At 54.1% G+C, this 23,117-nt stretch carries 20 protein-coding genes and 1 pseudogene; 11 read left to right on the top strand and 10 right to left on the bottom strand.

Annotation, left to right across the window (positions count from 1 at the left end):
* The first annotated feature begins 121 nt into the window (after positions 1-121).
* Positions 122-1,522 (top strand): cysteine--tRNA ligase, encoded by a 1,401-nt coding sequence (locus IPN69_10270; protein ID MBK8811101.1) that lies wholly within the window; start codon positions 122-124, stop codon positions 1,520-1,522.
* A gap of 34 nt (positions 1,523-1,556) precedes the next feature.
* Here IPN69_10270 and IPN69_10265 read toward each other — a convergent pair whose 3' ends face one another.
* From IPN69_10265 to IPN69_10255, 3 genes are read right to left on the bottom strand one after another with little or no spacing between them, the layout of a single operon-like run.
* Entirely contained in the window at positions 1,557-3,077 is a 1,521-nt protein-coding gene (locus tag IPN69_10265) for a glycosyltransferase family 39 protein (protein MBK8811100.1), read from the bottom strand.
* Positions 3,078-3,080: 3 nt separating this feature from the next.
* Positions 3,081-3,650, bottom strand: coding sequence for a cysteine dioxygenase family protein (locus IPN69_10260; protein MBK8811099.1), 570 nt, complete (start codon positions 3,648-3,650; stop codon positions 3,081-3,083).
* On the bottom strand, positions 3,651-4,742 hold the full coding sequence (locus IPN69_10255; protein MBK8811098.1) for a hypothetical protein: 1,092 nt from the start codon (positions 4,740-4,742) through the stop codon (positions 3,651-3,653).
* Between the two features lie 469 nt (positions 4,743-5,211).
* Between IPN69_10255 and pdhA the strand changes: the two genes are divergently transcribed.
* The 5 genes from pdhA to IPN69_10230 all read left to right on the top strand — a co-directional run bounded on the left by pdhA (position 5,212) and on the right by IPN69_10230 (position 9,527).
* A complete protein-coding gene (gene pdhA, locus IPN69_10250; protein MBK8811097.1) occupies positions 5,212-6,144 on the top strand; it encodes a pyruvate dehydrogenase (acetyl-transferring) E1 component subunit alpha in 933 nt (310 codons plus the stop codon).
* 148 nt (positions 6,145-6,292) lie between these two features.
* Positions 6,293-6,682, top strand: a complete 390-nt coding sequence (locus IPN69_10245) for a four helix bundle protein (protein ID MBK8811096.1) — start codon at positions 6,293-6,295, stop codon at positions 6,680-6,682.
* 146 nt (positions 6,683-6,828) lie between these two features.
* Positions 6,829-7,812, top strand: a complete 984-nt coding sequence (locus IPN69_10240; protein ID MBK8811095.1) for a pyruvate dehydrogenase complex E1 component subunit beta — start codon at positions 6,829-6,831, stop codon at positions 7,810-7,812.
* 78 nt (positions 7,813-7,890) lie between these two features.
* The gene (locus IPN69_10235) at positions 7,891-8,193 is read left to right on the top strand and encodes a hypothetical protein (GenBank protein ID MBK8811094.1); all 303 of its coding nucleotides are present in this window, start codon (positions 7,891-7,893) and stop codon (positions 8,191-8,193) included.
* A gap of 71 nt (positions 8,194-8,264) precedes the next feature.
* Positions 8,265-9,527 carry a pyruvate dehydrogenase complex dihydrolipoamide acetyltransferase gene (locus IPN69_10230; protein MBK8811093.1) on the top strand — a complete coding sequence of 421 codons (1,263 nt, stop codon included), beginning with the start codon at positions 8,265-8,267 and terminating at the stop codon, positions 9,525-9,527.
* A 336-nt stretch (positions 9,528-9,863) separates the two neighbouring features.
* On the opposite strand, the gene IPN69_10225 is transcribed toward IPN69_10230, so the two are convergent.
* On the bottom strand, positions 9,864-10,625 hold the full coding sequence (locus tag IPN69_10225) for a hypothetical protein (GenBank protein ID MBK8811092.1): 762 nt from the start codon (positions 10,623-10,625) through the stop codon (positions 9,864-9,866).
* 126 nt (positions 10,626-10,751) lie between these two features.
* Between IPN69_10225 and IPN69_10220 the strand changes: the two genes are divergently transcribed.
* Entirely contained in the window at positions 10,752-11,708 is a 957-nt protein-coding gene (locus IPN69_10220) for a hypothetical protein (protein MBK8811091.1), read from the top strand.
* A 44-nt stretch (positions 11,709-11,752) separates the two neighbouring features.
* Here IPN69_10220 and IPN69_10215 read toward each other — a convergent pair whose 3' ends face one another.
* From IPN69_10215 to IPN69_10195, 5 genes and pseudogenes are all read right to left on the bottom strand, one after another.
* Positions 11,753-12,223 carry a hypothetical protein gene (locus IPN69_10215; protein MBK8811090.1) on the bottom strand — a complete coding sequence of 157 codons (471 nt, stop codon included), beginning with the start codon at positions 12,221-12,223 and terminating at the stop codon, positions 11,753-11,755.
* A 74-nt stretch (positions 12,224-12,297) separates the two neighbouring features.
* Positions 12,298-13,275, bottom strand: a complete 978-nt coding sequence (locus IPN69_10210) for a Gfo/Idh/MocA family oxidoreductase (protein MBK8811089.1) — start codon at positions 13,273-13,275, stop codon at positions 12,298-12,300.
* Positions 13,276-13,325: 50 nt separating this feature from the next.
* Complete coding sequence (locus tag IPN69_10205) at positions 13,326-14,171, bottom strand: sugar phosphate isomerase/epimerase (GenBank protein MBK8811088.1); 846 nt, start codon at positions 14,169-14,171, stop codon at positions 13,326-13,328.
* A gap of 277 nt (positions 14,172-14,448) precedes the next feature.
* Positions 14,449-14,967 carry a hypothetical protein gene (locus tag IPN69_10200; GenBank protein MBK8811087.1) on the bottom strand — a complete coding sequence of 173 codons (519 nt, stop codon included), beginning with the start codon at positions 14,965-14,967 and terminating at the stop codon, positions 14,449-14,451.
* A pseudogene (locus tag IPN69_10195) lies at positions 14,967-17,910 on the bottom strand (M1 family metallopeptidase). Before IPN69_10195 ends, IPN69_10200 begins: the two are co-directional and overlap by 1 nt.
* Before the next feature lie 21 nt (positions 17,911-17,931).
* On the opposite strand from IPN69_10195, the gene IPN69_10190 reads away from it, so the two are divergent.
* A complete protein-coding gene (locus IPN69_10190) occupies positions 17,932-19,140 on the top strand; it encodes a transglycosylase SLT domain-containing protein (protein MBK8811086.1) in 1,209 nt (402 codons plus the stop codon).
* Positions 19,141-19,871: 731 nt separating this feature from the next.
* Positions 19,872-20,606 carry a hypothetical protein gene (locus IPN69_10185; protein MBK8811085.1) on the top strand — a complete coding sequence of 245 codons (735 nt, stop codon included), beginning with the start codon at positions 19,872-19,874 and terminating at the stop codon, positions 20,604-20,606.
* Between the two features lie 196 nt (positions 20,607-20,802).
* Here IPN69_10185 and IPN69_10180 read toward each other — a convergent pair whose 3' ends face one another.
* Positions 20,803-21,027 carry a hypothetical protein gene (locus tag IPN69_10180; protein ID MBK8811084.1) on the bottom strand — a complete coding sequence of 75 codons (225 nt, stop codon included), beginning with the start codon at positions 21,025-21,027 and terminating at the stop codon, positions 20,803-20,805.
* A gap of 537 nt (positions 21,028-21,564) precedes the next feature.
* Here IPN69_10180 and IPN69_10175 point away from each other — a divergent pair.
* The gene (locus IPN69_10175) at positions 21,565-21,876 is read left to right on the top strand and encodes a DUF4372 domain-containing protein (protein ID MBK8811083.1); all 312 of its coding nucleotides are present in this window, start codon (positions 21,565-21,567) and stop codon (positions 21,874-21,876) included.
* 1,066 nt (positions 21,877-22,942) lie between these two features.
* Positions 22,943-23,116 (top strand): transposase, encoded by a 174-nt coding sequence (locus tag IPN69_10170; GenBank protein ID MBK8811082.1) that lies wholly within the window; start codon positions 22,943-22,945, stop codon positions 23,114-23,116.
* The last annotated feature ends 1 nt before the right edge of the window (position 23,117 follow it).

Genomic DNA, 23,117 nt, shown 5'->3' with positions numbered 1-23,117 from the left:
ATCGCGCCGAAAGAGCCCTGTCGAAACTAAATATCAATCAATCAGCTTCTGTATCAGAACTTTCGGGGTGAAACTCCGAACGTTTGTCGTTTAAGGGCTTTTCGACTAGGATTCAATTTTTATGCTTCGATTTCATAACACGCTAACCAACCAACTCGAGGAATTCCGGCCGCTCGTCGATAATGACGTGAAGCTTTACATCTGCGGCCCGACGGTCTGGAACTTCGCCCATATCGGCAATTTCCGGACGTTCACTTTCGGCGACGTCCTGGCGCGCTACCTGCGTTTCAAAGGCTACAACCTGACGCACGTAATGAACCTTACGGATGTCGATGACCGGATCATCAACGAGTCAAACAAGGCGAATAAGTCGATCGACGAATTCGTTCAGCCGTATATTGCCGCGTTCTGGGAAGATATGGCCGCGATCGGAAACAATCGGCCCGACATCGCGCCGCGCGCGACCGAGCACATCAAGGAGATGGTCGAGATCATTTCGACACTGCTTGCCAACGGCAAAGCCTACGAGTCCGACGGCTCGATCTATTTTAGGATCTCGGCGTTCCCCGAATACGGCAAGCTCTCGAAGATCAACTTTTCAGGTAATGAGACGGGCGGGTCGGGACGCGTCGACACCGACAAGTACGAAAAAGAGGACGCGCGCGATTTTGCTCTCTGGAAACTCGTTGACAAAAGCGACCCGGCCGGTTGGGACGCGCCCTTCGGGTATGGACGCCCGGGTTGGCACATCGAATGCTCGGCGATGTCAATGAAATATCTCGGCGAGACGTTCGATATTCACGCCGGAGGTGTCGATCTACAGTTTCCGCATCACGAGAACGAGATCGCTCAATCGGAAGGCGCGACGGGCAAACTCTTCGCGAAATACTGGCTGCACGGCGAGTTCCTTAAGATCGACAACGAGAAAATGGCGAAATCGCTCGGCAATGATTTTACGCTGCGGGAGATCTTTTCCCGCGGTTTTTCGCCGCTCGCGATCCGTTATTTGCTGATCTCAGTGCCTTACGGGAAACAGTTGAACTTCACCTTCGAAGGGCTCAAGGGCGCCGAAACGACGACCGAGCGGTTGCGCCAGTTCCGCCGATTGGTCGGCGAGGCCAAGACCGAACCGGGATCCGAAGACAAGGTCTCGAAAGCCGTCGAGAAGGCTTTGAAGGACTTCGAAGAAGCGATGGATGACGATCTGAACACTTCGGTCGCGCTTGCGGCGATCCATAATCTTGTTCGTGAGGTCAATTCCGCGCTCGCGAAGGAAACTCTGCGGGCGGACGACCAGAAGGCCGTGCTGAGCGCCGTCGAGAAATTCGACTCGGTGCTCGGGATCTTCGGCAAGGCTGAGTCGGAAATGCTCGACGACGAGATAGAAGCGATGATCGAGGAACGCCAGGAAGCAAGACGGAGCCGCAACTTCGCACGTTCGGACGAGATTCGTGACCTGCTTCTGGAAAAAGGTATCATCCTCGAAGACACGAAAGACGGGGTCCGTTGGAAGCGTAAGTAAGCAATCGCTCGCGACCGAGGGTTTGATCGCCGATTCACCTTCCCGGCTGATTGACCTCGACCAGAAACGCCTTGATTCCCTGCGCCTCAAACACCTTAGGTTCGCCGATCGAATAGCCGGCCGACCTGAGGTTTCGCAAGGGAGCGTGCTTCTCGTTCCAGGCCGAATCGCGAAACGCGACATAGAATCGTTCGCCGGTGATTCCCTGCTCGTCCGTCACCCCGATCGCCGAAAACCCGCGCGGAATGAAATACGCCTTGTCCTCGACCAGGCCTTCGACTCCGTTGACTTTGAATATTTCGACCGCGGGTGAGTTTCGCAGTGCGAACCAAAGGTCGTACGCGACGACATCCTCGAATGCGTAGATCTTCGCCGGCCGTGACATATCGACCTCGCGCGCGAGGTTCTCCCAACCGCACCAGATAAAGGATTGCGGCGGTCTAAGAGCATACGACAGGAGGGCGAACCCGATCGCCGTCGAGAGCAACGTGATGGCGCTGAGCCTAAACACCCGCGAACCGATCTCCGTCAGCGCGATCGAACCGGCGACCGCCAGGGGCGCAAAGACGAAGATCAGATGACGCGTTCCCCAAATCGAATACGGAAATAGCCAACTCGCGATAAACGCCGCCAGGATCGGAAAAACGGCGATGATCAGCAGCAAAACGACATTTGACCGCTGGCGTTCGTCGCGCGTTTTCCAATCAGCGAAATACACGATCCCGGAAGCAAAAACGATCAGCAGAATCGGCAAGGAAAACACGTACATCGAGGCCGGGTCGATACTGCTCGCCTGCGAATAGAAAGGATCCACAAGGTCGAACCCGAAGTTGAAGGCGTCGACCGCGCCGGGCGCGTTGATCCAGCCGATGTTTTGCGCAAGCCCGGTCGAATTGGCCGCTGCAACGTAAACCGCGATCAACCACGGCGCGAATGCCGCCGAAACGATGCCGGTCATTATCAGCGTCTGCCGGATCTTGATCCGCTGCTGAACGACGATCACGAGGATCTCGGCCAGAATCAAAAGCCCACCAAAATAATGCGTGTAAACGAGCAAGACGTTGACGATCGTCAGAAGCCAGATGTTTTTACCGAGATAAAGAAAGCGCACGAAGAGCCAGACCGAGAAAAGCGCGAGCATAAGAACAACGCTGTACATCCGGACTTCCTGCGCGTATTTGATGAGCCCGCCGTTAACCGCCAGAAACAGGAGCGCGAGCAGCGTTTGCGACGAACGGAGCTTTAGATCGCGGGCGAGAAAACAGAACGGGACCAGCGAGGCGATCGAGAATAGAAAAGGAAACAGCCGGACCCAACGGAGCGATTCCCCGCCGACCGACGTCCAGAGTTTCAGCAGAACGTAGAAGAGCGGCGGATGGATCAGATCCTGCGCAACAAAACCGAGGATGCCGGACCAAGGCATCGAAGCCGCGTGAACGCTGAAGATCTCGTCAAACCAGAGGCAGGAATCTTCGAGCCGCCAAAACCGTAAAACGACATACGCGGCGAGGAGAAAGATGATTCCAGCCGTCCCGATTTTTCCGCGGTCGTTCATTTACTAGAGCGAAATCCCGTTCATCAGTTTGCCTTCGACGCTTGTATAACAAAGATTCACTTCCCTGAATGTGTTCGTCTCGAGGCAATAAGACAGGCAGCTATCGAATGGTTTTGAATACACGTGGATGCTGATCGCGCGCTCGCCGAAGTCCGCGAGATTCAAAATCTGATGGATCGGCTCCTCAAGTTCGACCTTGGCGGCGAGACACTCGGAAAGGTCGAAGCGGTCGGTTTCCCTCAGCTTGCAGTGGCCGCGCTTTTCGTCGATCTCGTCGATCGCGAAATTCTGCCCGCGCAACTTTCCGCTTACGACCGACATCCAGCATTTCTGGTCGGCGTGATTATGAACGCGCGAAACCTGGCCTTTTTCCCAGCAAAGCGCCATAACTTCGAATCGCGCGTCTTTGTAGATCAGGTTGCGCGTGTAGAACTTATCGCTCCAGAAGAGATAACGCGCCAGCGAGCCGAGATCGACAGGGTTGGCGCCAAGAAACTCGTATATCCCGTCACACGTAAAATCCTCGTCGCGCACACCGCGCAGTCCATCGACCAATTGTGCAATCGTGATCATCTAGAATAGCCCCCGATAATAGACTCTTTTCCGTTCCGTCGTCAGGCATTTCGCATCCGTCAGCGGATCGCCCGTCTCACGACAGCACGGCGCCGTCTTGCTGCAGCTCAAACCTTCTTTCGCAAATCGCGCGAGCGTGTCCTGACCAAGCGCCGACGGATGAAAACAATCGCAACAGGAGATCTGATCGGCATTGAATCTGTAAAACCAGGGCGCGTCCGAGTAAACGAAATGCGTTCCGACCGCCTTCGTCGCTCCTCCGACCATCTCGCCGCCGATCATCACGACCGGCGAAGTGCCGCCGTCGGGAATCGCGGAATAATCGGCTGTGACCCGTTTTAGTATTTCCCGATAGCCCTTCATCGTGTTGTATGCGTCCAAGACCTGGGCATCGGAACATCCGCGCGTCAACGAACCGCAGATATTGGCGCTTCCCCAAAGGAACGTGCAGTTGCCGATCAGCTGGCAGTTCGACTTGTTTCCGAAATTGCACAACTGTGAAACGCGCACCGGCGACGCGATGCCGATCCTCGTGTTCGCGACGGTGATCAGCACGTCCAACCCTTTTCGGAATTCGCGCTCGAACGAATCGTTCCGCGTCCGGCAATAATTGTTCGGGTCCTGATCGGCAGTCGGACAACTCGCGTTGGTTTTAGTCAGAGTCGTGCTGCAACCATCGTTGTGGCCGAGGAAGACGGCCGCGAGCCGCGGTATCGGCTGGGCGTTCAGATAGGTTCGTATCCCGTTTGACTGGTTGACGAAATCGGACAACATCCGCGCGCCGGACGCGGCACGGTTCGGATTGGCGGCAAGAATGTTCGTCCCGAATTCGCATTCGAGGCGTTCGACGAAACTGAACACATTCTCGCTTCCGCGGCCGCAGAGACCCGTGCCGTGCGTGTCCGAGGTCATCCAGTTGTACTGCTCCTGGTCGCCGTTGGAGCAAGGAAACTGGCTCGCTGCGTTGAAACCTTTTGAAATGCTGTCACCGGCGACGTCGATCGCCTGAATGTTCAATTGCGCGAAGGCCGATACCGAGGCAAGAAGGACCAATGCGATGTGGCGAATGAATAAGAAGAGATTTTTTTTCATCAGCGGCGAATTGAGTTCGAATCCACGAGGGTACGGACCGCTGCGTGCGTCACCGTTCTCCGATTCGAATAGTTTTTCCAATTTGGTTTCAGGTCCGAAGCGTCAAGAGATTTATAAACTCGTTTGTACCAACCGTCAAGCCTCCGAATCGAGAGAGTTTCTTCAACACCCGCGCGTTTTGCACATTTCGCCCCGCGTCCATTATACTTGTCGATTGTCGAATTATTTGAGATCGAGTTTTTGTTGATTCGACGATCATTCGGAGGGAAAGATTTTGCCAAAAACAGCAATTCGCCCGAAGGCGGAAACAAAAGCCGACGGAATTTCAAAGAACGGTTCAAAGGTTAACGCATCGGTGGACACGGTATCCGATGTCGTCGATGTCGAGCAGGCTCAGGCCGAGTATGTGAAACGTAAGAAATCACAGCTTGCGGCGATCCAAAAGCTCGACAAAGAACTGTTGCGCGAGATGCTCTATCAGATGGTCCTCGGCCGCATCTTCGAACAGAAATGCGCCGAAGTTTACCGTTTGGGCAAGATCGGCGGCTTTTGCCATCTTTACATCGGTCAGGAAGCGATCGGAGTCGGCACGATGATGGCGCTCAAGGAAGGCGACTACGTAATCACCTCTTATCGCGATCACGTCCAGGCGATGATCGCCGGCATCACGCCCGACGCGGTGATGGCGGAATTGTACGGTCGGGCGACCGGCAACGTCGGCGGCAAAGGCGGTTCGATGCATATGTTCTCGAAGGAAAAAGGATTCTTCGGCGGACACGGGATCGTCGGCGGGCAGATCGGGGTAGCGACCGGAATGGCATACGCGCAGAAATACAAAGGCACGGACAACGCGACGCTCTGCTTTTTCGGCGAGGCGGCGGTCAATCAGGGTATTTTCCACGAATCGCTCAACATGGCCCAGCTCTGGAAGATACCGTGCGTCTACATCTGTGAAAACAACCGTTACGGAATGGGAACATCGCAGGCGCGCGCGATGAGCATCGCGAACATTGCGAAGAAGGCGGAAGGATTCGGAATGGCCGGAGAATTCGTCGACGGGATGGACGTGATGGCGGTCCGCGACGCGACACTGCGTGCACTCGAGCGCGCCCGAAAGGACGGTTCGCCGACGCTGCTCGAGATCCGCGCCTATCGCTATATGGGCCACTCGATGTCCGACCCCGGCAAGTATCGCACTACGGAAGAGATCAAGAAATATCAGCAGCGCGATCCGATCGTCCTTTTCCAGGATTCATTGAAAGAAGCGAAGATCTTTAGCGACAAGGACTTCGAAGCGATCACCGAAAAGGCGAAAGCAGTCGTCGAAGCAGCGGTCAAATTCGCCGACGAAAGCCCGTTTCCGGACGAAAGCGAATTGATGACGGATGTCTTTGCGTCGTGAGCGGTGAGCGGTGAGCGGTGAGCAGTGAGCGGTGAGCCGTGAGCGGTGGGCGGTGGGAAGTAATTGCAACGTGGATCATTGTTTGAGTTAGCGCGCCTATGATCGAGCAAAAAGGAAAAAGGGGAAGAGGAGACGGAGACTCACACAGATGGAAAAACCTCATACGAAGTTGATTGCATGGCGAAAATGCATGGATTTGGTCGAACTCGTTTATGACATCACCAAGTCGTTTCCGCGAGAAGAGATTTATGGATTGAGTTTGCAGATGAGACGAGCTGCCGTATCGGCTCCGTCGAATATTGCCGAGTGCGCTGCGGATCGATCGACTGAGCAATTTAGGAATTTCTTGAGCGTATCCTTGGGATCGTTGAACGAACTTAGCACCCAGCTTGAGATTGCATTACGCGTCGGACACGTTGATGAACACAAATTTTCAGCTGTCGCTAAACTGCTTGATGAATGTATGGCCGTGACCTACGGTCTGAAGCGGAGTCTAGCACGTCCGAAATCAAACGGGCGTTCGGCACCGGCAGCTTGACGATTTTCAGAACGCTTTGATTGTCGGCGATTTAGCCGGTCGGCTCACCGAATCAAGCGATCTGCGCTCTTTGGTTTGAATAGGCGGCGATTGTGGGACGGAGCGCTTTTCGGCTTACCGCTCACCGCTCACCGCTCACTGAACTTATGTCACAAATGACCATCCGCGACGCGTTGAATGCGGCGCTTCGCGAAGAATTAGCGAGGGACGAGAACGTCTTCATCATGGGTGAAGAGGTTGCCGAATACGACGGCGCGTACAAGGTTACGCGCGGCCTGTGGAAAGAATTCGGCGACAAGCGCGTCGTTGACACGCCGATCACCGAACTCGGGTTCGCGGCGCTCGGCGTCGGCGCGGCGATGGCCGGACTGCGGCCGGTGATCGAGTTTATGACGTTCAACTTCTCGATCCTCGCCTCCGACCAGATAATCAATCACGCGGCGAAGATGTTCTATATGTCGGGCGGCCAGTTCAACGTCCCGATCGTCTTCCGCGGCCCGAACGGCTCCGCCTACCAGGTTTCGTCGCAGCATTCGCAGGCACTCGAAGCGTTTTACGCAAATTTCCCCGGTTTGAAGGTCGTGATGCCGTCAACTCCGGCCGACGCGAAAGGCTTGCTCAAGTCGGCGATCCGCGACAACAATCCGGTCGTGTTTCTCGAACAGGAAACGATGTACGGAATGAAGGGCGAAGTCCCCGACGATCCGGATTTCACGGTCCCGCTCGGCGTCGCAGACGTCAAGCGCGAAGGCTCGGACTGTACGATCGTCGCGCGATCGTTCACGGTTCCGCTGGCAATCAAGGCGGCTGAGATAATGCAAGCGGATTACGATGTTTCGGTCGAGGTCGTCGATCCGCGGACGATCAAACCGCTCGACATCGACACCATCGTCGCTTCGGTGAAGAAGACGAACCGGCTCGTGGTTGCCGAAGAATCGCACGCGTTCGCGTCGGTCGGCGCCGAGATCTCGCATCAGGTGATGGAAAACGCGTTCGATTATTTGGACGCTCCGATCAAGCGCATTTCGACTGTCGAAGCGCCGATGCCCTATGCACGCAACCTCGAAGTCGCGGCGCTTCCGAGCGTCGAGAAGATCGTCGCGGCAATTAAGGAAGTTTGCTACATCTGATTTCGGATTTTAGATTTTGGATTTTAGATTTAGATTGGATTTAGGGTTGACGCCCGACCCAATGCTGACGGGGAACCTTTGATCGCCGGTCCGGAATATCTGGAATCCGGAATATCCGGAATCCGGAAGATCTGGAATCCGGAATATCTGGAATCTGGAATCCGGAATATCTGGAATCCGGAATATCTGGAATCCGGAATATCTGGAATCTGGAATATCTGGAATCTGGAATCCGGAATATCTGGAATCCGGAATATCTGGAATATCTGGAATCTGGAATATCTGGAATCTGGAATATCTGGAATCTGGAATATCTGGAATCTGGAATCTGGAATATCCGGAATCCGGAATATCTGGAATCTGGAATATCTGGAATCCTGAATCCTGAATCTGAAATCTCTGGAATCTGGAATCTTGATTCCCTTTCTGAATTCCCGAATGTTGAATATTATATGGCCAACAAAATTTTGATGCCCAAGCTTTCTCCGACGATGGAGGAAGGACAGATCTCGAGATGGATCAAAGCCGAGGGCGATGCCATCGAGCCGAATGAGACGATCGCCGAGGTCGACACCGACAAGGCGACAATGGAAATGACGTCGCTCGAAGGCGGAACGTTGCTGAAAATCCTCGTTCCTGCGGGCAACAACGCCAAACTCGGACAGACGATCGGCGTCATCGGAAATCCCGGTGAAGACATCTCGGCACTGCTGGCGGAAGTCTCCACGAACGGCTCAGCCGCCGCGGCGCCGGCACCCGCTCCAAAGGCGGAAATTCCCGCCGTGATGCCCGAGGCCATTACGCCTGCCGAAGATCCAAAATCCAAAATCCAAAATCCAAAATCAGACGGCTCGCGTCTCCTCGTGTCTCCGATCGCCGCGCGGATGGCGACCGAAAACGGCATCGATCTGCGCTCGATCAATGGCTCCGGCCCGCAAGGGCGCATCATCAAGCGCGATATCGAAGCCGCAATCACCGGCGGATCAAAGGCGCATCCGCAAACAGCGATCAGCGTCCCCAAATCGATCGCCGGTTTCCGCGACGAGAATACATCGAAGATGCGGCAGGTCATCGCGCAGCGGCTTGGCGAATCGATCGGGCCGATCCCGACGTTTTATCTGACGGTCGAGATCGAGATGGACAATGCGCTCGAACTGCGCAAACAGGTTAACGCGACGTTGACGGAAGACGAAAAGATCTCGGTCAATGACATCATCGTCAAGGTCGCGGCGGCGAGCCTGATGAAACATCCGTTCGTCAACGCCTCGTATCGCGACACGTCGATACGTTTCTATGACCAGGCCGACATCGGCGTCGCCGTCGCGGTCGACGAGGGACTGATCACGCCGGTCGTCCGCGGCGCGAACCACAAAGGACTTGCCGAGATCGCCCGCGAGGTCAGGGAACTTGCCGGACGTGCCCGCGAACGAAAGCTTCTCCCTGAAGAATACACGGGAGCGACCTTCTCGATCTCGAATCTTGGAATGTTTGGAATCAAAGAGTTTACGGCGATCATCAATCCGCCCGAAGCGGCGATTCTTGCGGTCGGCGGCGCGAGCCCGACCCCGGTCGTCCGCAACGGAGAGGTAGTCGTCCGGAACATTATGAACGTCACGATGAGCTGCGACCACCGCGTCATCGACGGCGCGACAGGCGCAAAATTTCTCCAGACGTTCAAGCAGTTGCTCGAGAACCCGGTGCTGATGCTCGTATGAAGTAGTGGAGAGTGGTGCAGAGTGAGTGCAGAGTGGATAGTGCATAGTGCATAGTGCACAGTGCACAGTGCAGTGCATAGTGCACAGTGCATAGTGCATAAACTTCTTAACCCTATCCACTCTGCACTGTCCACTCTGAACTGTGCACTCTGCACCGTGCACTCTGCACCGTGCACTCTGCACCGTGCACTCTGCACTGTGCACTCTGCACTGTGCACTATTCAATCTGCACAGTGCACTGTGCACTATTCAATCTGCACTCTGCACTCTGCACTGTGCACTATTCAATCTGCACTCTGCACTCTGCACTGTGCACTGTGCACTCTGCACTATCCACTACTCTCTCTCCAGTTCTCTTCTGATCTCCTCTTCCATCTTCGCCGATTCCAGCGCGAGCGGAAGGTCGGACGTTCGTACCGAGAGTTTCTTGAGCGCCAGTTCGGTTTCCGAGAAATTAGTCCCGTGGCGGGCGGCGGTTTCGATCTGATGCATACGCTTCTCGGCCTCGATCTTCATCTGTTCCGCCTCGCCTTGAATCCCCGAGAGCTTAGCGTAGTCCCGAGCGAGTTCGTCTTGAAACGTCTTCGTATTCTCGGCCTTCGAGTATTTCAGTTTGTTCTGCTGTCGTTTGTTAAGTTGGAGTTCCTTCTTCGCCGAATTGATGATCCGCGTCGCCGTCAAACGCGCGGCGAGCGAATCGCGAAACGCGTCGGCCATCAGTAGATTCTTCGCTTCAAGCTGCTTGAGAGACTGGCGTTCCGTCCCGGTCAGTTCGTGCATAAACCATTCGACTTCTTCGGCGCGGATGCCGTCGACCGCGAGACGCTCGCGAACCTTTGCGTGCCAGCGTGAGCGGTAGAACATAAGTCCGCCCGAAGCCGCGAGGCCGACCAGAAACCCGCCGATAAGCGATACCAACGTAAGGAACAGCCACACGGCGGCGGCCGGAGTCGCCGACGAAACGAGGAACAAAAAGAAGAAGATCGCCGTCGGTATCAGCGGCAGCGCGACCGGCAGACTCCAGGCGCCGAGTTTCAGAAACTTGTCCTTTCGAAGGTCCGCACGCGTGATCTCGTAAACCGGCTCTAATTCATTCATCTCTCTTGATTTACCTTAGTTGGAAACTTAATTCAACTGACGCGCATCGTAAAATTTAGCTTTTGGGTAGATTTCGTATTATTATTGCTTACGAACTTTGGCATCGATTTTTTTGAGCAAGAATCTATGAATTTCATTCGATTTGCCGGCGCGGCCGCGATTGCCGTATTTCTATCGGTTTCGCTGGTCGCCCAGCCGGAAAAGAAAAAGGACAAGAAAGACGAACGGGTGCGAACGGTGACGATCCCGATCTCGATCTTTACCGATCAGGAGCTTAAGGACAATCAAGCCGAAGAGTTTATTCAAGCGGGCGAGATCCAGGTCTGGGAGAGCAACGACGAACAGACCGTCCTTTCAATCCGCAGCGTCACGAATACGCCGCTCAATCTCGCCGTCCTGATCCAGGATAATCTTACCTCGACCATCAATCTTCAGCTTGAAGATATCAAGAAGTTCATCCGCAAGCTTCCGCCGGATTCGCGCGTCTTTGTTGGTTATCTCCGCTCAGGGACGACGCAGGTCCGGCAAAAGTTCACGACGGATCTGGAAAAAGCGGCGAAATCGATAAGGATCGTATCGGGCAGCGCAGCACTTGCGCCAAACAGTCCGTACGAGGGAGTCGAGGAGGTTTTGAACCGGTTCGATGCCCTTCCGACCGGTCGGCGAGCGATCATTCTCGTTTCGGACGGCTACGACTCGTTTGACAATTTATCGCCGGCGCAAAGCCTCGATCTTGAAAAGGCGATCCTGAAAGCGCAACGCCGAAGCGTCGCGGTCTATTCGATCTATTCTGAAGGAACGGCGACGCAAAGCGGCGGTCAGACGCGCATTTTGAATTCCCAGGGTTCGCTCCAAAGACTTTCCGTCGAAACGGGCGGGCGGGCATTCTTCCAGGGCACGATCTCACCGATCAGCTTCGAACCGTTTTTCAAGGACCTGAACATAATGCTCAACCGCCAGTTCGCGTTGACATATCTTTCGACTCACCCGAAAAAAGGCTATTACAAGATCTCGGTCACGAGCACGAATCCCAAGGTCAGGATCGAACATCCGAAAGGATACTACTACCGTGGGAAGCCGTGAGCGGTGAGCCGTTGGCAGTGAGCGGTGAGCAGGGAGCAGCGGCGCTACCCGCTGGCGAATTTGTGATTGCAGACCGGACAGACGCTGACGTCCTCGCGAATCAGAAGGCCGACCCAAAACAGCGGGAAAAACGCGATCATCAGAACGCCGAAAACGATCCAGCCGCCGGTCGAGATCCGTCGCTCGCGGCGCGGCATCAACTGGCTGTGGCATTGCGGGCAATGATAACCGCCGACAACGGCACGCTGCTGGTAAGGCTGCAAATGCAGGTCCGGCTGCGTGCTCATATTGCCGCCCGCAAACTGCGCGACGGGGCGTTGGCCGAGCATTTTCGTGGGGTCAGTCGTAAACTCGTCCGTTTTCCAGGAGTACGGTCGGGGCGGCGATTCCTCGTAATTCTGTGGTTGCGGAAAAGCCTGCGGACTCGGCGGCGGAACAGCAAAATGAAGTCCGCAAAAGCGACAGAAGTTGCTCACGCTATCGTTGACCTGACCGCATTTCGGGCATTGGATCATCTGAATCTTCCCTCAAACCAAAAAACTGAATACTCCCGAATAGGACTACGCGTTCACCCGAAAAAAGTTCTGCTTCAGAACCGGACCTTCTCTCCGGTTCGGATCGCTTCGTAAACCGACTCAACCAGTTCGACCGACTTGAATCCGTCGAGCGCCGTCACCGGCGGCGGGGTTCCGCCGAGAATGGAATCGATAAACGCCCGGTCTTCCTGAAGATAGCCCCATTTCTCGAATTTCTCGAGCATATGACACGAGTAGCTTGCGATATCCTGCGTCCGATGATCGAAGCCGCGCGAATCGAACAGACGTTCCATTTCCTCCGTCAGAATCGTCCGGTAATGGCAAAATACCTCGATGCGTTCGAACGGGAAATGCCAACTCGCGTCGGAACTCGACGCGAACGTGCAATGAAACCCGTTCTTGAACTTGAAAATGATCGAGAACTCGTCCAACTCGGGATACTCGTGCTGTGATCCGTAGGCGACCAATTCCTCGATCTCACCGAACTGAAAGCGCATCATATCGAAAAGATGGATTGTCGTTTCATACAAAAACCCGCCGGTAACATCGGTGTCCCCGGTCCAGACGGGATTCTTGAGTTCGCCGCGGTTCATCTTGATATGCGCAGAGTGCGGAACGTCGCCGCCGACCAATTCACTGAGCCGAACGTAAACGGGCGCGAAGCGGCGATTATGTCCGACCTGAAAGACTCGGTCGGAAGACTGCGCCGTCTCGAGAAGTTTCCGCGCCTCGTCGATCCCGATCGCAAAGGGCTTTTCACAAAACACGTGCTTCCCTTGAGCAACCGCGTGTGAGGCGATCTCCGGATGAGTCTTGTTTGGCGCGCAAACGAGCACTGCATCGCAGTTTTCCATCAATTCGTCCCGTGATGAACAAACCCTGCCGCCGATCGCGCGTGCCGTCCGTTCGGCCCGTTCAGGCACAATGTCATACAACGCCGAAACAACGGCCCGGCTATCCTGCGAGTAGATCTGGCCGTGAAGATTTCCGACGTATCCGGTTCCGACGATTCCAATTCTTACTTTGTCCATAATAATGTTTTCCGCAGTTTGTCCCGGCGGGTCACCAACTCCGTCATTGTTCAAAAGCTTCCGCCGGCGGCCAAGTTCTCGAGACCGAGAACGTCGATCGTCGCCCGGCGCGCGCGGCGCGCGACCTCGAACGGATCCTGATCCCAGTACTCGGGCCGGAAGATCTCGATCGAAACCATCCGGTCATAACCGATCTTGTCAAAACGCGCCTTGATCTCTTTGATCGGAAGAATCCCTTCTCCCGGATATAGGCGTTCGGCGTCGGTCAGGACATCCTTCGGAAGATCCTCGGCGTCGTTGATATGAAAAATGAAGAGTTTTTCCGGCCGGAGCGTGTCGATCGCCTCAAACGACGAGTTTCCGGCGTAAAAATGAAACGTGTCGAGCACGTTGCCGATGCTTTTGCGGTCGATCTTCTCGACGATCTCGTTGCAGAGATCAAGCGTTTGAACCGAGCAATCCGTCTGTCCGAGAAACTCGAAGGCCAGCGAGACGCCGTGCGGCTCCGAAATGTCGGCCAGTTCGTTCAGGACACGCACCGATTCGTCGATGATCTCTTCTTTCGTCGCGTTTTCGGGGAGTTTCCCCGGAACGACGACGATGTACGGACAGCCGAGTTTTCCGGCAATCGCCGAAAGCTCTTCGCATTCCGCCTTGATCTTCGCGTAGTCGACTTCGTTACGAAACGTGATGTGCTCTATCGAGTTGATCGACCACGGCTCGAGATTGTGCTCGGCGAGCAAGCGCCCGAGATCTTCGACCGTCTTCGTTTTCAAGAACACGCGAAGCTTCGCGGCCCAGATCTCGATCAGTTCAAATCCGGCGTCGGCGGCGGCCCGTATGTCGGTTTGGAGGTCGGCCTTCATCGTCGTCGCGCCATTAAGTGCTATTTTCATCGGATGCTCCAAAAGTTGAATTTCCCGTAGTTTAACACGAAGAAAAGGCACAAAAAAATGCGGCGGACAACGGCGAATGATCCGGCAGGGAGCGCCGCGGTGACTGTATCCCGAAAAAAAAACAAAATTTCTTCAAAAAGCGTGAAAGATTTCGAACGGAGAACTCAATACATATTAAGAGGCCTCAATCGTCAAAAGTCGGTACGTTTAGCGAAGTCAACGTTCACGAGAGGGGAAAAAAACTCAGGTCCTGCCAAAAAATAGAGAAGACGGTTGCTCAATTCGCCGTCTTCTTTCCTTCTTCTGACGCCGCGAATGCCTTGACCTTGTCGCCGACACGGAACGCCAGATCGAACTTTTTTCCGCCGAATCGTGCGACAACGAGATTGGACTGCTCTTCAAAGTAGTCGAAGAAGATCGTGTTCTGCAGCCTCAACTCGAGCGGATCCCCTTCGAACGGAGCCTCGACAAAGACGAAGAGAACATCGTTCTCAAACTCCTTTCCGACCCACTTCAACTGGAGATTGCTCTCGTCCGATTTTCGGAAGACGAAATTCTCGGCGATGTATTTCGCCAACTCGGTATCGACCTCCGGCGTTTTTGCGGGATCGACCTGTTTCTTGAGACGCCGCTCGAGCATCGGCGTCAGATCGTGAACGAAAAGCCGGATGCTGACCTCGAGGTTCTTTTCGGCGGCGTTATAGTCGATCCGAGTCAGGCTCGTATGGTATTTATGAGCGAACGCATGGAGCGCTGCCGCAACCATAAATGTCAGTATTAACAGTGACTTGCGCATCAGTTTGATTTTGAACCGCTGAACGTCGTCGATCCTTGCGGCGCCGTAAGACTGCCGCTAACGCCGGATCCCGTGACGTTTCCGACAAACGTCAATTCGATCGGCGTCGATGTTTTGATCGTCAGCACGCCGTTTTCGAATTTCCCGCTTGAGATCGGAATCGAGCCCTGTGCCGATTCGACCGTCCCCGATACCTCGGTGCCGTTCTGCGTCAGATTCAGCGTAAACGGAATTATCTGCCCGCCGGCGTCTATCCCGACCGACCAGCGCCCGGCGACAGACATCGTCACGGCTGACGAAACCGCCGGCCGCGGCTGCGTTGCAACCGGCTGCAGATTAGATCGTTGCCCGGCCTTGAACGTCTGGAAGCGAGTCGGGATAAATCTCCGCGGAAAGAAATTATTGTTCAGATCGGCGTCGGCGGTCTCGAGGTTCGGGTCGAGCACGATCGCCTTGGCCTCCTTTTTGGTGATAATGAGTTTTGAGACGTTGAAGTTGTTGTAACGCCAGATCTCTGCGGGGATCCTTATTTCCTCGGCGGTCCCGTCGACGTATTCGACCTTGAAGATCAGCGGCATCACGAGTCCGCCGACGTTCTTGAGATCGGCGACGTAGAAGTAATAGTCGCCGTTCAACAAAGACTTTTCCTTGTCGTCTAGATTTGCGACGAAGGACTCGTAATCCTTGCGGTCCTTGTCGGTCACCTTGAACTGGTCAAAATCGTTGTAGAAATCGCGCAGAGACGGGTATTGGTCGAGGCGTTTCGGCAATTCTTCGTTGCGTTTCTCGGTTAGCGTTTTCGGCTGGCTGTTCGCCTGCTTTCGCTGGATCTCTTTTTCGACGTCGGGATTTCGCGTATTCATCTGATAAAGCCGAACGTTCTCGATCGAAATGTCGACGTGATCGGTCGAATAGAACCAGCCGCGCCAGAACCAGTCGAGATCGGTACCGCTGGCGTCCTCCATCGTCCGGAAAAAGTCCGCCGGTTCGGGCCGCTTGAACTGCCAACGGCGCGCGTATTCCTTGAACGCGAAGTCGAAGAGTTCGCGACCGAGGATCGTTTCGCGCAGGATGTTCAGCGCGGTCGCGGGTTTCGCGTAAGCATTGTTGCCGAACTGCAGGAGCGAGTCGCTTTGGACCATTATCGGCACCTGATTATCGCTCGTCATATAATCGGTGATGAATTGCGGTTCGCCGCGCCGCGAAGGGTAATTCTTCTCCCATTCCTGTTCGGCGAGAAACTGCGTGAAGGTGTTCAGGCCTTCATCCATCCAGGTCCAATCGCGTTCGTCCGAATTGATGACCATCGGAAAATAGTTGTGCCCGACTTCGTGTATAACTACCGAGATCAGCCCGTATTTGGTCTGCGCCGAGTAAGTCCCGTCGGGCAGCGGACGCGGTCCGTTGAAACAGATCATCGGATATTCCATTCCGCCGACCGGGCCGTTGACCGAGATCGCGATCGGATACGGATATTTGAACGTGTAGCGTGAATAAACGTTGAGCGTATGGATGATGGCGTGGGTCGAATACTTCTCCCAGAGCGGATTCCCCTCGTTCGGATAATAGGACATCGCCGTCACTTTGTTGCCTTCGACATTGTGGCCCTGCGCGTCCCAGACGAATTTGCGCGACGATGCAAACGCGAAATCACGAACGTTGTCGGCTTTGAAGACCCAGGTCTTTCTTGCCCGTCGGCTTGCTCGATTCGTTCGATTTCGCCTCTTCGTTGGTGACGATCTTGATCGGTTCCTTGGCCGTTTCGGCTTGTTTCAAACGCGCCGCCCATTCCGGTTTGAGCGTCTGCGCACCGTTCTGAAGGACGCCCGTCGCGGCGACGACGTGATCATTCGGCGCGGTGACACGAACGAGATAATCGCCGAATTCGAGCGTGAATTCGCCGGCGCCGAGATATTGATGATGCTGCCAACCCTGATAATCGGTGTAAGCCGCCATCCGCGGGAACCATTGCGCGATCTCGTAAATGTAATTGCCGTCGCGCGGAAAATACTCGAAACCGGTGCGGCCGCCAAAGATGCGCTGGTTGTTGATGTTGTAATTCCAGGCGACGTTGAAAACGAACGTCCCGCCGGAAACGAGCGGAACCGGCAGATCGATGCGCATCATCGTCCGGTTGAGCGTGTGTTTGAGCGCTTTCCCGGTCGAATCGGAGACCTCCGTGATGTTGACGCGTCCGTCGTACTCGCGAGCGGCAAGCTGTTCAACAACGCTCAGAGGCAATCCGCCGCCCTCGAAATTCGGCGCGTTTTGTGTCTTTTGAGTGTCGGAGTCCTTGGCAAAGAGATTCTGATCGATCTGCAACCAGATATAGTTTAGCGTGTCGGGCGAGACGTTCTTGTAAGTCACCGTCTCACGTCCGGTGATGCGCTGTTTGGCGTCGTCAAGTTCGACGTCGATCACATAATCCGCACGGTTCTGCCAGTATCTGTGACCCGGAGCGCCGGACGCCGTGCGATATTCGTTGGGCGTGGGCAAATCCTCGTCGAGTTGCTTGAACTTGTCGGACGGTTTCGATTTCGATTGACCGAAGGCGAATGCGGATATCAATAAGATTGAAAGAACTGCGTTAAAACGTCTAAAACTCACGGTAGGATCTCCTGGATGATTTTGGATCGGAATCTGATTGAACGATTTTCGACCTAAACCCTCTGATTTGCAAGCCGATCGCAATTGTTTCAACGGCCGTCGAAAGAACGGCAACCAACGGCGTTTACGCGGCGTCAAAAATCGGTTAAGCTTGAGTTTTGCCGCTTCCCGCAATTTCGAAGTATGAAAAAGACAATTATTCCGATAGCATTCGTTATTTTCTTTCAGATTGCCGTGTTCGCGCAGTCGGACGCGTCGCTCAGGCTCGTCACAGAGAAAGACGCAGCGAGCCGCGACGCTCAGGGCAAACTGATCTCGCTGGCCGCCGAGGAGCATCTCTACCGCGGCGATGTTTATATGGCGAACCGGCTTTTCCCGCAGGCGCGGGAACATTTTCAGAAGTTTATGGAGAATTTCCCGACCGACCCGGGAATGTCTCGCGCGATCTTCGGAATGGCGCGTTCGCTGATGTGGGAAAGAAAATATCAGGAAGCGATCAACTGGTTCGACAAGTTGTCGCCCGATTACCTCGGAACCAAGGAAGGACGCGAGGGAACCGCTTTCAAGGGCGCCTGTTACGTTCGCCTGAGCAAGCCGAACGAGGCGGTCAAGGTTTACGAGCAATACACGATAATGTTCCCGACCGGTGAGAAGATCGATTCGGCCCATCTCAATATCATCGATGCGCTCCGCGAGGCGGGACGTTACGCCGAGGCCAACGTTTGGGTCGAAAAAACGCGGGTGCGATTCTCAGGGATGCCCGTCGAAACGAACGCGCTCCACGCGCGCCTGAGAATGGAACTTTTCCGGCAGAACTGGAACGAAGTCGTCAAGGCCGCGGACGACCTGCTGTTGCTCAACCGATTCAGCGGCTCGATGGTCGGACTCGACGAGACGCGCTTCCTTCGCGCGTACGGACTTGAAAAGGCCGGCCGCCGCGCCGAAGCCGTAACGGCGTACCGGACGATTCCCGACAGCATTTCATCATATTACGGCGGACTTTCGACCGAGCGCCTGGCGAAACTCGATCCGGGCAGCCAGGTAAAGAAGACGGTCAGCGTCTCGGCAAAGAATTTCACGGACTTTCCGGTTCTCTATCGCACGGAACTTCTGCGAAATGCGAAGCTCCGAAATGTCGATCCGCGTTTCGTCCTCGCGATAATGAAACAGGAAAGCAGCTTCCGTCCCGGCGCAAAGTCGCCGGCTGCGGCGCGCGGACTGCTCCAGCTCGTTTTCGATACGGCCATCAAATACAGCAAATTGACGGGCTATCCGGCCCTCAAACCGGACGATCTTTACGATCCGGCAACGAACATCGCGATCGGAAGCTACTATATCGGCGAACTGAAGAATGAATTCGGCGGGATGTACGAAGCCATCGCCGCGAGCTACAACGGTGGTGAGGACAACGCGCTTCGCTGGCTGGGACGCACAAAGCCCAAAGAGGCCGCGATCTTCGCTTCCGAGGTCGGATTCGCCGAAACGAAGAACTACGTTTTCAAGGTAATGAGCAACTACCGAGTGTATCGGGAACTCTACAAGGAAGATTTGACCAGGCGGCAGTAGACGGTAGACGGTAGACGGTAGACCGGAAGACGGTAGACGTAGACGGTAGACGTAGACGGTAGACGGTAGACGGCTGTGAGTCGTGAGCAATGAGCAGTCAGCGGTCAGCAGGAAGTGGTGAGCCGTGAGCTGTTGGCTGAGGTCGGACGTCACGACTGCCGACTACCGTCTACCGTCTACCGTCTCCCGTCTACCGTCTCCCGTCTACCGTCTCCCGTCTCCCGTCTCCCGTCTACCGTCTACCGCCGGGCTCTGCCCGCTGATGTGCGGAAATGCGGATAACGCTTCAGCTTCCAAAATGAACTGAATTAATCGGGATCTAATTTGAGGCACTTTGTTCGACGCTACCGGCGACAGACTCTAACTTTCCACGATCCAATTGACAGAATCGGATCGCGGTATTACTTTTCAGACTGGACCGTTCGGGGCCTGTTGAACCACCCAAGCGTCAATGCTGCCGGTCGTAGCAAGTTTCGAACGGGCCACTTTCAAGACTTCTTACCGCTTAGATTTGGATCAAAAAAGGAGTAACTTCCCCCACCGCCGCTGACGCCTGACATCTGACGTCTGCTATCTGACGTCTGCCTTGTTGCTTCAAAGTCGCGTTTGCCCCATAATCGTAGTCGTTCGCGAAACGCGGATTCATGTAAACGAATTAGTGATAGGTGCGCTTCCAGAATAAGTGTGCCTGAAATCACGGAATCGTTTTTTCTTATTTTGGAGGAATTTCAATGAGAACATTACCTGAATCCTGTGACATTCAAGAACCTGAAGTTGAATACTGGCCGACCGAATATGATTGGATCGGCTTTCGCATTACGGTCGGCGACCAAACGTTTAAGGATCGCTTCTGGTCCTTTTACGATCCGTTGCCGGACTTGCGTCGATGGCTTGAAGCGGCGGCGATTGGCGTCAATCGTTGCTCTTTCTGGTTCGACGACGAGGGCACGGAATTTGAATTCGAGTTAGAGCATTATGATCGCAGCAAGAGTCTGTTCCGCGTCTCGCATTATTACAGGGAGCCAGACGAGGCGCCGCTGATTTGCGCATTCGTAGATCGCCGAACGTTGGTCGAAGCGTTCTACCGACCATTCTTTGCCCTCGACGGCGACCCGCAGATCAAGGCGAACTGGGAGGTGCGGCATTTGTCGGACGAGGTTTGTACGGAATTGGGGATGACGTTTGACGAAACCGTTGAGTACGCGATCGGGCTTTCATCGACGCAATTGTGCTATCTCCTGTACAAAACCGATTCGTTTGATACTGAAGAGCGCCCGGACGATTACGAACTGGTCGGCGAACTAGTTGAACCCAGGAACCCCATTATTCCGAAGGATTATGATTCCTGGCCACCCGAAACACGACGTCCGTTCATTGTCGAAAGGCTGAACGCCAAGTTCGAGAATTACGGCACGAATATCCGTGACTTTCGATCACCGATCGTCGAGGCCTTCCTCGGCGACTAAGTACCGCTCGTCTCCGAGTCGAAATCGGCTGATCATGACGCGGCGAATATCGCCCAAAGCGCCGTTCGCCGCTTCGCTTTTCAAACTTGCCGGCACACCAAACGGCGCGATTAGCCGGCCGTGTCCGCGTTGTCACTCTCCAAACGCGGAACCCCGGTTGCAACTTGATGTAATTGCGTAATTGGCCCAACCTCGGCTAGAGCTTCAACATCGGATACTCCGCAACCGTCAGTTCGTGGAGATATTCCTCTGCCGCAGTTCCCTTTGGTTCGGGATTGGGATAAAAGGCCGCAATACCGATGTTCGCCGCAAGTTCCTCAAACGAGTCGAGCAAACGCGAAAGTTCTTCGCGCAGAAATGTAATCCACAGATCGTTGATCCACTCAGACTCATCGCTTTTGTCCTGCTTTGGATCGAACAAACTCGATTCCATACAAAACCGAAAGCGGAACCGCGCCGCCAAAGCATCATGAAACCGCTGAAGCGTCCGGTGATCGAATAGCGCCAAATCGAACCGCCGGCCAAGCTCGGTCCGCGTTTGGACAATCCGTTCAGCCGACACAAATCGAAATCGCGCCGCGTTCAAAATGATCCACAACGCATTGTGATACGACCCATGTTGGATCGCCGCCACACGCATCGAATCGTCCTGAAATTTCGGGCCAACCAACATAATATAACGTCAAAACAACAAGTTCAGACTCTGATCGTGTCGTAATCCAAATCCGAAATCCAAAATACTATCAATGCCGCGCCACAACGTAAAACTGTTCTTTGAAATTATTGTAAATAAGAACTTACCGCCATTTCTAGAGTTAAACGATTTGCAAATTGGTAACTCCAAACAGTTTGCGTGGATTCCTTACTACTCAGGGCAAAATCGATAGTGAAACAAGGCAATTTTACGTTTTCGTCAGGTCATGGCGTTTGTCGTCGATAAAACGAGCTGTCCGTTAGATTGAACTCGACCGGCACGACGGAACCCGTCGTCAGGCACTTCAGCTGTTGGAAGCAGTTTCTGTGCATGGCGTTCGGACAAATGACACACCGCGAGAGTTTGAGCGACACGGTGGTATGTCTGAACCACAACGATGCCAAACTCTATCATTTGGGCATCGGGAGAAGTGTCACAAAGACCACGTTGTCCCGAGCCAATGAGACGCGGGACTGGCGCGTATTCCTTCGGGATAATAGCATCTTGCTAACGCGCCAACCTGGAATCCACCGTCCGCAAGAGCGGCGAGAAATGTATCTTCTACCCTCTGATTAACGTAGGCAGATTTGCCTGTATAGAAAAGTTTTGTGGGGCACTCAAGCGCGAGCTTAAACTTCGATTTAGTGAAATATCGCGGCATAAGAAAATTTTATCTAACGGATTGGATTGATGTTTGTGGGATCCATCCAGTCGTTATGATGAATCGCCGTCGAGGTCGCCGGGTGATCAGTCATTCAATGTCCGGGATGAACGGGGCGATTCGGTTATGTTGAGCCTGGCCGCTTTGCGTTGCGGACCTGGGAGATCGTGTTCGGTTATGACTGACACCGGAGTTATAGCACGATTATTTTTTTTGATGCAAGAAAAAAGTGCAGACAAAAGTGCATTCAAGTGCAGAGTGCATGGTGCAAAGCGGAAATCAGTGCATAGTGCAAAGTGCAGAGTGCGAAGTTCCGGTTGAGGAGTTCACAGTTTAGAAGTCAGAGTTCAGAGTTTGGAGTGATGGGTTTTGAGTTTGGAGTGATGGGTTTTGAGTTTGGAGTGATGGGTTTTGAGTTTGGAGTGATGGGTTTTGAGTATGGAGTTTTGCGAACAAAGTTCGGTTTGAACTTGAGTTTGTTTGATGGTGACTCGATTAGGTTGGGTTACGTGTCAACTTGATTGGGTCGAAAGCAATCTTGATTCGGGATGAATCGAACTAAGTTTTCCCTCGATCAAACAAAGAACGGCGTTGTTCGATCTTATAATCTTCCGAATCGGGATAAGATTTTCATCAGATCAGGTAACGACGCGATCAAACAAAGATCAGGTTCGAATCAACAAAGATTGATCTTTGTCGATTCAAGATTCAAAGGGATGCAAGATTCAAGAGGTCCGTTTTGATTCAAGATTCAAACTGAGATCTGATTCAAGAGGCCTTCTAAATTCAAGATTCAAACTGAGATCTGATTCAAGATTCAAGATATTCAAGATTCAAGCGGTTCAAGAATCAAGAGGTAAGTTCCCGAAGCCAGGCCGAGGATCGTCTCGGATAACGGATCACAGTTCCTGTCGCGCGAGTTCGGCGGTTTTCTGAGGGAAAGCGGGCTCGGTCACGTGCGGACGTCGGTCAATACCGCAGGTGAACGGAAAGATCGAAAGACGGCATCGATCACTGTCCGAAGAATGTCTCAGGCAAACGGCGCTGATCGATCTTGACGACGTCCGCGTACAGTTCGTCGCGCATGTCAGGCGATACAACGAGACGCGTCCGCATTCGGCGCTCGTCCACCTGACCCCGCCGACTTTCTTTTAGG

This window comes from Acidobacteriota bacterium (assembly GCA_016715115.1).
Lineage (GTDB): Bacteria > Acidobacteriota > Blastocatellia > Pyrinomonadales > Pyrinomonadaceae > JAFDVJ01.
The sequence above is the reverse complement of the archived record's forward strand: the minus strand, read 5'-3'. Positions and strand labels throughout refer to the sequence as shown.